Origin of the sequence: Mesorhizobium sp. M0904 (genome assembly GCF_040319475.1) — a bacterium.
In the GTDB taxonomy this organism is placed as follows: Bacteria; Pseudomonadota; Alphaproteobacteria; order Rhizobiales; family Rhizobiaceae; genus Mesorhizobium.
This window is the reverse complement of the sequence record NZ_JAMYOC010000051.1, coordinates 1-8,338: the sequence shown is the minus strand read 5'-3', so window position 1 is coordinate 8,338 and position 8,338 is coordinate 1. Positions and strand designations below refer to the sequence as shown.

General features: G+C 59.2%; 6 protein-coding genes and 1 pseudogene. 1 reads left to right on the top strand and 6 read right to left on the bottom strand.

Annotated elements, in window-relative coordinates:
* Nucleotides 1-668: 668 nt before the first annotated feature.
* Nucleotides 669-890 (top strand): annotated as a pseudogene (locus tag NKH80_RS29960) (IS66 family transposase); the annotation flags it as partial.
* Nucleotides 891-1,273: 383 nt separating this feature from the next.
* Here NKH80_RS29960 and NKH80_RS29955 read toward each other — a convergent pair.
* From NKH80_RS29955 to NKH80_RS29930, 6 genes are all read right to left on the bottom strand, one after another.
* Nucleotides 1,274-2,629 carry a CapA family protein gene (locus NKH80_RS29955; RefSeq protein WP_352995627.1) on the bottom strand — a complete coding sequence of 452 codons (1,356 nt, stop codon included), beginning with the start codon at nucleotides 2,627-2,629 and terminating at the stop codon, nucleotides 1,274-1,276.
* A 123-nt stretch (nucleotides 2,630-2,752) separates the two neighbouring features.
* A complete protein-coding gene (locus tag NKH80_RS29950; protein WP_352995624.1) occupies nucleotides 2,753-4,141 on the bottom strand; it encodes an aminotransferase-like domain-containing protein in 1,389 nt (462 codons plus the stop codon).
* 36 nt (nucleotides 4,142-4,177) lie between these two features.
* Nucleotides 4,178-5,611 carry an NAD-dependent succinate-semialdehyde dehydrogenase gene (locus tag NKH80_RS29945; RefSeq protein WP_352995621.1) on the bottom strand — a complete coding sequence of 478 codons (1,434 nt, stop codon included), beginning with the start codon at nucleotides 5,609-5,611 and terminating at the stop codon, nucleotides 4,178-4,180.
* A 249-nt stretch (nucleotides 5,612-5,860) separates the two neighbouring features.
* Complete coding sequence (locus tag NKH80_RS29940) at nucleotides 5,861-6,760, bottom strand: dihydrodipicolinate synthase family protein (RefSeq protein ID WP_352995619.1); 900 nt, start codon at nucleotides 6,758-6,760, stop codon at nucleotides 5,861-5,863.
* Nucleotides 6,748-7,611, bottom strand: a complete 864-nt coding sequence (locus NKH80_RS29935) for an amino acid ABC transporter ATP-binding protein (RefSeq protein WP_352995617.1) — start codon at nucleotides 7,609-7,611, stop codon at nucleotides 6,748-6,750. The genes NKH80_RS29940 and NKH80_RS29935 overlap by 13 nt, the downstream gene beginning before the upstream one ends.
* The gene (locus NKH80_RS29930; RefSeq protein WP_352995629.1) at nucleotides 7,611-8,264 is read right to left on the bottom strand and encodes an amino acid ABC transporter permease; all 654 of its coding nucleotides are present in this window, start codon (nucleotides 8,262-8,264) and stop codon (nucleotides 7,611-7,613) included. The genes NKH80_RS29935 and NKH80_RS29930 overlap by 1 nt, the downstream gene beginning before the upstream one ends.
* Nucleotides 8,265-8,338: the final 74 nt, after the last annotated feature.

Here is an 8,338-nt window from a genome sequence, read left to right as displayed (position 1 = left end):
CAGCGTCAGGCGCGTCTCTTCCGGCAGCGCCTGCCATGGTGGCATCTGCGCGGTCTCCGCATCGTGCGGGTTGGAGAACAGATCGAACTGATATGTCGTGGGCTGGCGCGGCATGGACCTCTCCCCGATTCGCGTCGTGAGGATCCGATGCTGCGCCCGAAACCTCCAATTGCGATGGGGTGTGGGAATTGGCCGTCGCGTCCTGCAGCAGTGTCACCAAGACGCCAAGCGTTCTGGGATCGACATGTGGGGCAGCGGCAATGCGCCACGCGGTGCAGACCGCGCGATCAAACATCCAGGCCGGAACCTCCAGCCACCGATCGGAGGCGTGGCCAGAGAGACTGCAGCGGAAAACCTCCCGGTCAGCCTTCTCGATCACCTCATGAACGTGAACACAACGCCCGGCCCAGGGATGCCATGGATAAAGAAACTTGCGTTCCTCGGTCCCGTGGGCGTTCTCTCGTCGTGTTGTACAACACCGCGCGGCCGCATTCCCAAATCGCCTGGCAGACACCGGCCGAGTTCGCCACCACCTTCAATCTGCGACGGTCGCTCGCGCTGCGCGATGCCAAAGGCTCCGCGCCAGCGCCCGTCGCTTCACCCGCCCAGCAGGGCACAACCCACGCCGGAAACGAACTCAAAACTGGATAGAAACTGGGGGCAACGTCACCTCGACAGAAGCGTTGATCGCGTACCTCAAGCTGGAGATCGAGAAGCTGCGGCGCGAACTCTACGGCCGCCGCTCGGGAGCGTAAGGAACGGCTCTTGGCGCGGAACTGCAACTGGAGGATCTGGAGGCGTCAGCCACCGAGGACGAGCCGGCGGCCGAGAAAGCGGCGGCGCAGACGCAGTCGGTCAAATCGTTCGAGCGCAAGCGGCCGCAGCGCCGGCAGCGGACAAGACCGGCCAGCAGCGCGTCGCCTGCCTGGGCGACCATCTTGCGGATCGCCTCTGCCCGCTCCCAACTGAGATAGCCTTCATGGCTGTCCGGGATTAAGGCAAGCCATTCCTCGCGCGTCCTGCGTCGCATGCCTGTTCGAACGATGTAGGCGAGCCATTAGGCTTCGCCCTTCTGCATGTTCCACATCGGGAGTACATCTGGCATGCCGATGAGCCCAGTGAGCGTCTTGCGGCGCAGTTGGCTGAAATATTGGCGCAAAAAAACCGTTTCTCAACGCAGTCCCAGTACACCTTCTGCATCTTTCCGGGCGAGCGACTTGCGTTCGTCGAGCGTTGCGACATCCGCCCATTTGGCCCGGAGAGCAGTGCATTTCTAATAAGAAATAGAGTTAGCCAAAACCAAATCGGTATATCTTTTCATTTCATTTATACGCCTTTTGAATTCGTGGTCCTCTTCATGAGATCCCTCTTCGGTCAAGTGATCCTCGAGCTTTTCTATACGCACAACCCTTCTGGCGCGCTGATGAAACGCTTGATGGAATACCGGGACAGGCCTTATGTTCTCAATGAAAGTGCGGCTATTGCCGTCCATGATGCCTTTCGACAGCTTCATTTTCAGAACCAAGCCTAGCGACAAATGAGGCGCAGCGTTCCATTCATCGTAGGTCAAACCACCCAAAGAGTACGCGATGACTGCGGTGCGGTTCGGATCTCGCTTTGTGCGGTAATATTCAACCGGCTGGATGACATGGGGATGATGCCCCAAGATTAAATCGACGCCCTGTTCAATCAAAGCACGGGCGGTTTCGATCTGCTTGGTTCGCGGGAAAAATTCGAATTCATATCCCCAGTGTAGAGAGGCAACAATGAAGTCGCAACCTTCCCTTTTGCAGTCCCCGATTTGCTTGTGTAACAACTCGAATTCAGGCTCGACGTATTTTGAAACGAGCCTGGCCGTATGAACGCGATAGCTTTCGTTCACTGGCGGGTTGCGATCGTTTAGGCTGAAGGTGGCGGATATAAATCCGACCTTGATACCTGCTTTCGTGATGATATGCGCGCGCCCATACTCCGCCGGGCTCTCTGGCGTTCCGATCCCAACGATATTATTGGCTGTAAGGAGCTGCCGAGTGGTCTCAATGCCCTCAACTCCCAAGTCGAAGCTGTGATTGTTTGCAACGCTGAGCACGTCGAAGCTTTTGTCATTATGTCGGACCAGAGCATCAAACATAGCGAAAGAATTTCGCAAAATTGGACCCTTCGGGAGATCGCAGTTTTGGATAAGGCAACTGTCAAATTTTTCCTTTGTTACCGGCGCCTCCAGATTTGCGAATGAGATGTCGACATCGAACAAGATGTCTCTAACCTTTTCGTAGATAATATTAGTGGAAGCCTCAATCCCGTCCATAGGCATCAAGTCTCCTGCAGCACTTAATGTAAGCGCGCTCTCTTGCTTGAAACCAGCAGGCAGTCGGACGACCGATTTGTCGTTCGCAAATAGGGCATCGGGCACGTTGCTTTCGGCTTTGAGCGTCGGCCTTTCCAATTTGTAAAACCAATATGCAAGATCCACATGGTTCATCTCCGCGGCGTCGCTGGCCGCACCTGCAAGTGGAACGTCCCACTCGTGGGAAAGCATCGCCCTTTCGAGGATTTCTTTCGCCTTCATCTCAAAAGACGTTTCTGAGGTCTGACGCGTTTCATCGCTCGGCGGAAGTGCATTTCTCATCGCGCAGGTCCTTGTTGAATACAGATGCTTATCGACTTATTAACCAAGGCTGGCTCGCCAGTCTCTTGGAGTTGAGTTTCCCTAATTGAGGCTGCGTAGATACTTCTATGCGATCGAGCTCGGTCACGCGACGGAAACGACGTTTGCTGGCCGGTGAGCAAGGATATCGCGCAGAATCTGAAGCACAGTAGAGAGTTCTTCGAGATTCTTCGGCGCACCAAGGCAGACACGGACTGCAGCGGGGTGAACCTCACCTACCGCCGAGGCAATAGGTGGTGTTACGAGAATGCCGTGCACTCGCGCAGCGGCGGTAAATTGATCAGCCGACCATTCTTTCGGCAACGGCAGCCACCCGTAGAAGGCTGGGAACTGCAATTTTGGGGCATTGGGAAAGACGTCAAGGAACACACGGTAACGCTCGAGCGCCTGCCGGCGCCGCTCACGAAGCAGTTCTTCCAGCTTGCCGCTTTCAATCAGCCGTACCACGGCCTCGCTAAGCAGCGGAGCCACAAACCAGGCGGAGGCGTGCAGGAGGAGTTCGGCCTGAGCAATGTAGGCCGTCGGGACAGTCAATGTCCCGAGCCGGAAGCCAGGCGCAACACATTTGGAGTAGGACGTGACGTAGAAGGTGCGGCCCGGTGCCAGCGTGGCGATCGGCACAGGACGCTCGGGAAAGAAAAAGCCGTAAACGTCATCCTCGATTACGATGAGATCAAGCTCCTCGGCTAGTTCAGCGATGCGCCGGCGCCGGCCAAGGGTCATGGTGCGAGCCGTGGGGCTCTGGAGCGTTGGCATGCAATAGAGCACCCGCGCGCCGGACGCGCGGCAGGCCTGTGTCATCGCCTCAGGATCTAGTCCCTCCTCATCCATTTCAACGGGCACCAAGTTGAGATGACTGGCTGCAGCAATTGCCTTGAAGCCAGAATAGGTGAAGGCGTCCACCAAGATGCTATCGCCGGGCTTTGCCACCAAGCGCAGGGCGATGTCGATGGCGTGCTGAGCGCCATTGCACAGGAACAGCCGTGCCGGTTCGAGGGTGAAGCTGTTGTCAGACAGCGAGGCTGCGATGACTTCTCGGTGCCGCCGGATGCCGCCATGGGGATGGTATCCCAGCAACGGTGCAAGATGTTGCTCGCGCGCCACCTCGCCAAAAAACGCGGACAGGATCTGCGTTTCGTTCCCCTCGGCGGGCATATTCAGCGCTAAATTGACTGATTCGTGTCTTGCCGCCGCCTGGGCGCGGCCGACGGAACGGCGACGGACGAAAGTGCCTTGTCCGACATGGCCGCTGACGATACCGCGTTGATCTGCCTCCTGATAGGCCTTAGCTACGGTGCCGACGGACAGGCCCAGCTGCTGCGCCAACTCCCGGTGCGCCGGCAAGCGGTCGCCATCAGATAGCCGGCCGTCGGCAATATCGTGCTCCAGAGCATTGACCAGGGCAAGGTAGCGCGGGCCCTCGGACGCGAGCTGCCGTGGTCGCCAGCCCAAAAATGTCTCGTCCAAGCTCATGTTCCGCGCTCCTTTGCTCTTCCGCCTCATCCCCTGTTAGACATGAAGATGACCGACGTATTTTCTTACCGTGTAGGATTCCAGACCTTCGATACCGCCTTCGCGACCCCAGCCGCTGTCGTTGATACCACCGAAAGGAGTCTCGGGGATCGACACCACCATCTGGTTGATGCCGATCACGCCGACCTCCATCTCCTCCGCTATGCGATGGGCAGTCGCGGCGGAGCGCGTGAAGGCATATCCGGCCAGACTATAGGGCAATGCATTCGCTCGTGCGAGGGCCTGTTCTATGTCATCAACAGGTTGTACCAGCGCAAGCGGGCCGAACGGTTCCTCAGTCATGGCCCTTGCGTGGTCCGGGATGTCCGCCAGGATAGTCGGCTTGTACATCAGGCCGGGAGCCTTGAGGCGTTCGCCTCCGGCGATGAGCCGCGCCTGATGGGCAAGCGCGTCATTGATGAGGTCATCCATGACCGCGACGCGGCGGGTGTTGGCGACCGGCCCCACCGTGGTGCCTGCTTGCAGGCCGTCACCCACAACCTGCCTCTCCACGAAGGTGCGAGCGTGCTCAAGGTACTCATCGTAAATCGGGCGTTCGACTAAGAAGCGGGTCGGCGAGGTGCAGACCTGGCCAGCGTTGCGCAGCTTGATCGCCATGGAGAGCTCTGCCGCACGCTGGACGTCAGCATCTTTCGCGACGATGACAGGAGCGTGACCGCCCAGTTCCATGGTGGCAAGCGTCAGGGTCTCACCTGCAAGGCGAGCGAGATGCCGTCCGACCGGAGTCGATCCGGTAAAGGAGATCTTCCGGATGATCGGTGAGCGAATGAGATACTCGGAGACCTCAGCCGGCTCGCCGAAGACCACATTCAGCACGCCTTTGGGCAGACCTGCATCGGTGAGTGCCCGCGCCATTTCCAACGTGGTGCCTGGTGTTTCTTCAGCTGGCTTGATGATGCAGGTGCATCCAGCGGCAAGGGCGGGGGCGATTTTGCGCGCGGGGGTCACCGCTGGGAAGTTCCATGGCGTGAAGCAAGCGACGGGGCCAACCGGTTCCTGCGTGACAGTCTGACGCATATTGGACATGCGCGCCGGGATGACACGGCCATAGCTGCGCCGGCCTTCTTCTGCGAACCAGTCAAAGAACTCCGCAGCGGCGGTGATCTCGCCTTTGGCCTCCGCCAGGGTCTTGCCTTCCTCCAACGTTAGCACCGTAGCAATGTGGTCCAACCGCTCGCGCATCAGGTCAGCGGCACGGCGCAGAATCTGCCCGCGCTCGTAAGGTGACGTTCGCTTCCAGCCTTCAAAGGCTCGGCTTGCCGCGGCGAGTGCGCGATCAAGCTCTGCCTTTCCGGCGTGCGGTAGTGTGCCGAGGGGCTGTTCTGTGGCAGGATTGAGAACAATCTCGCCGCCAGCATTGGTTTCCTCAATCCATTCGCCATCGATGAGCAGCGCAAGTTTCGTATACATATTTTTCCTTCAACCGGGTAAGATGCGCTCAGACGCGAGTAAACAGCAAGCCGCCGGAACAGCCCTTCTGTGCCAAGCCAGTCCTGAAGCGCATCGTTCATATTGGCGCGGCTCTCAGCCGTGTTTGCGGTGATTACCTGCGGCCGCTGGTTATCTCTACATTCGAAGCCCAACGTCTTTCGTGCTGGGCTCCACCACGTGCATGTCATTCTTTTGGAGGAGAGGGATTCAAACGCACGTCGGCTTCCCTTAAGCGTTGGCCCAACGGCGAAGGCCAGCGTCAGCTATGATCTTGGTAATGGCGGCTTTCTGTTCATCAGCCAGTGGCAGCAGCGGCAGGCGCGGGTCGCCGGCATCGCGACCAAGCTGGCTCATGGTCTCTTTGATGGCCGCGTAATAAGCCCCCGATTGGAAACAACGGTAGAAGGCGAAGACGTCACGGCCGAGGTCATCCAACGCCTCATCGCCAGTGAGAGCCTTGTCCCAGTAATCACGGATCAAGGGACCGGCGATTTGGTGCGCCATGGCGACGACTCCATGAGCGCCAACGGCGCGGGCCGGAACGATCATGGTCTCGTAGCCCACGAAAACACGAAGTCTGTCACCCACGCGCTGCACAAGTTCACTTACCTGAGTGATGACGCCGGAGCTGTCCTTGATGGCGACCACGGTCGGCAGGGCGGAGAGTTGCTCCACCAATGCCGGTGTGATGTCGATGCCTGCGCGGCGCGGGCTGTTATAGAGCATCAGCGGCAGCGACGTGTTGCGCGAAATGTACTCGAAAAAGGCTACGACCTCTCGCGGGCTCGGCATAGCGTAGATAGGCGGCAGGATCATGCCGCCGGCGCAACCCGCCGCCACGGCGGACTGGCATGCTTCCAGTACATCCTCGACACGCAGGTCGGCGACGCCAGCCAGCACGGGCACGCGGCCCGCAACATGGTCAACCGTCAATTTGTAGAGGCGCGCGCGCTCGGCCTTGGTGAGGGCATAGAATTCGCCGGTGCTTCCAGCCGCTACGATGCCCTGCGCGCCATTGGCAATCGCGTCATCGATGAGCGCCTTGTATCTGATCTCATTGATGGAACCATCTGCTCCGAAGGGAGTGACGAGAACGGGGAAAATACCGCCCCAGTTTACATCGGCCATGGTCTGTTATCCTTTGCTTGGAAATAGGTTCGAGGTGTGGCTGCTGGCGCCACCAAGGGACTGAGAAAACGGGCCTGTTCCGTGAAACGCCCCACGAAAGCCGCGAGCCTGGGATTAGCGTCCGACAGCAGGAGTTCACGCGGATCGCCGCTAGCGGCGACAATCCCTTGGTCCATGAAGATCACCCGATCGGCCAACTCATAGGCCAAGCCGATCTCGTGCGTGACGATGACCATGGTCATGCCTTCGGCGGCGAGCTGGCGGATTGCAGCGAGAACCTCGCCGACTAGTTCCGGGTCCAGCGCAGATGTAGGCTCGTCGAACAGCATGATGGTGGGCTGCATGGCAAGTGCACGGGCGATGGCGATACGCTGCTGCTGGCCGCCCGACAATTGTGACGAATATTTGTGCCCGGCGTCGGCAAGGCCCATGCGGGTGAGGAGCTCGCGAGCCTGTGCCTTGGCCTCGGCGCGGGGCACCTTCTTCACCACCAGAGGTGCTTCGATGATGTTCTGCAGCGCGGTGCGGTGGGGAAACAGGTTGAAGTTTTGGAACACCATGCCGGTCTTGATGCGCGCCGCGCTGACCTGCGCATTGGAAAGCTTCAGCCGTTCGGTCCCAAAGCGGCGGAAAAGAGGCGCGCCTTCAATGAAGATTTCGCCGCGGTCGGGTTCCAACAACAGGTTCATGCAGCGCAGCAGCGAGGTCTTACCCGAGCCGCTGGCGCCAATCAGGCAGACCACCTCCCCCCGGTGGACGTCAAGATCCACGCCGCGTAGTACATGGTTCTTCCCGAAGGACTTCTCGATCCCGCGTACGCTCAGCACGACTTCTGTGGAGGTAGCGGTCATTACGCGGCCTCCTTGCGTTCGAGCCGGCGCGAAAGAGCGCTAAGGGGGAACAGGATTATGATGAACATGGCGCCGATGACTGTGTAGACCTCTATTGGCCGGTAGGTGAAACTGGAAATGTAGCCCGCCTGGTAGAGCAGATCGGGGATGGTCAGGACCGAGAGCAGCGTGGTGTTCTTGAGCTGCATGATGGTTTGGCCCATAAGTGGCGGCACCATGCGGCGCAGAGCCTGCGGCAGGATGATGCGCTTCATGCGCTGGTAGTAGCCCATGCCCAGCACCACGGCGGCGTCCGTCTGGCCGCGGTCGATGGACTGGACCCCGGCTCGCAGGATCTCGGCATAGAAGGCACTGGCATAGAACCCGAGACCGACGATCCCAGCCGTTTCTTTGCCAATCTCGATTTGAAGGAAGATTGGCAGGGCGTAATAGATCCACAGGAGCAACACCAGCAGTGGGATGTTGCGGAAGAACTCCACCCAGATTCGGCCGGCCCAGCGCGCTAGCCACCAGGGAGTGAGCTGGAGCAGCGCCACGAAGAGACCGATCGCGAGGCCGATGGCGCAGGTGTAAACAGTGTATTTCAGCGTGATGAGCAGGCCAAAGGCCAGGAGGTCCCAATTCTCCAAAGCAACGGACGGGTCGAATTTCATATCGCTCTCCGTCAGCTGGGAAGGAAACCGGCTGGCAGCGGATCGTCCGCTTCCAGCACGAGGGTGGAAAATGC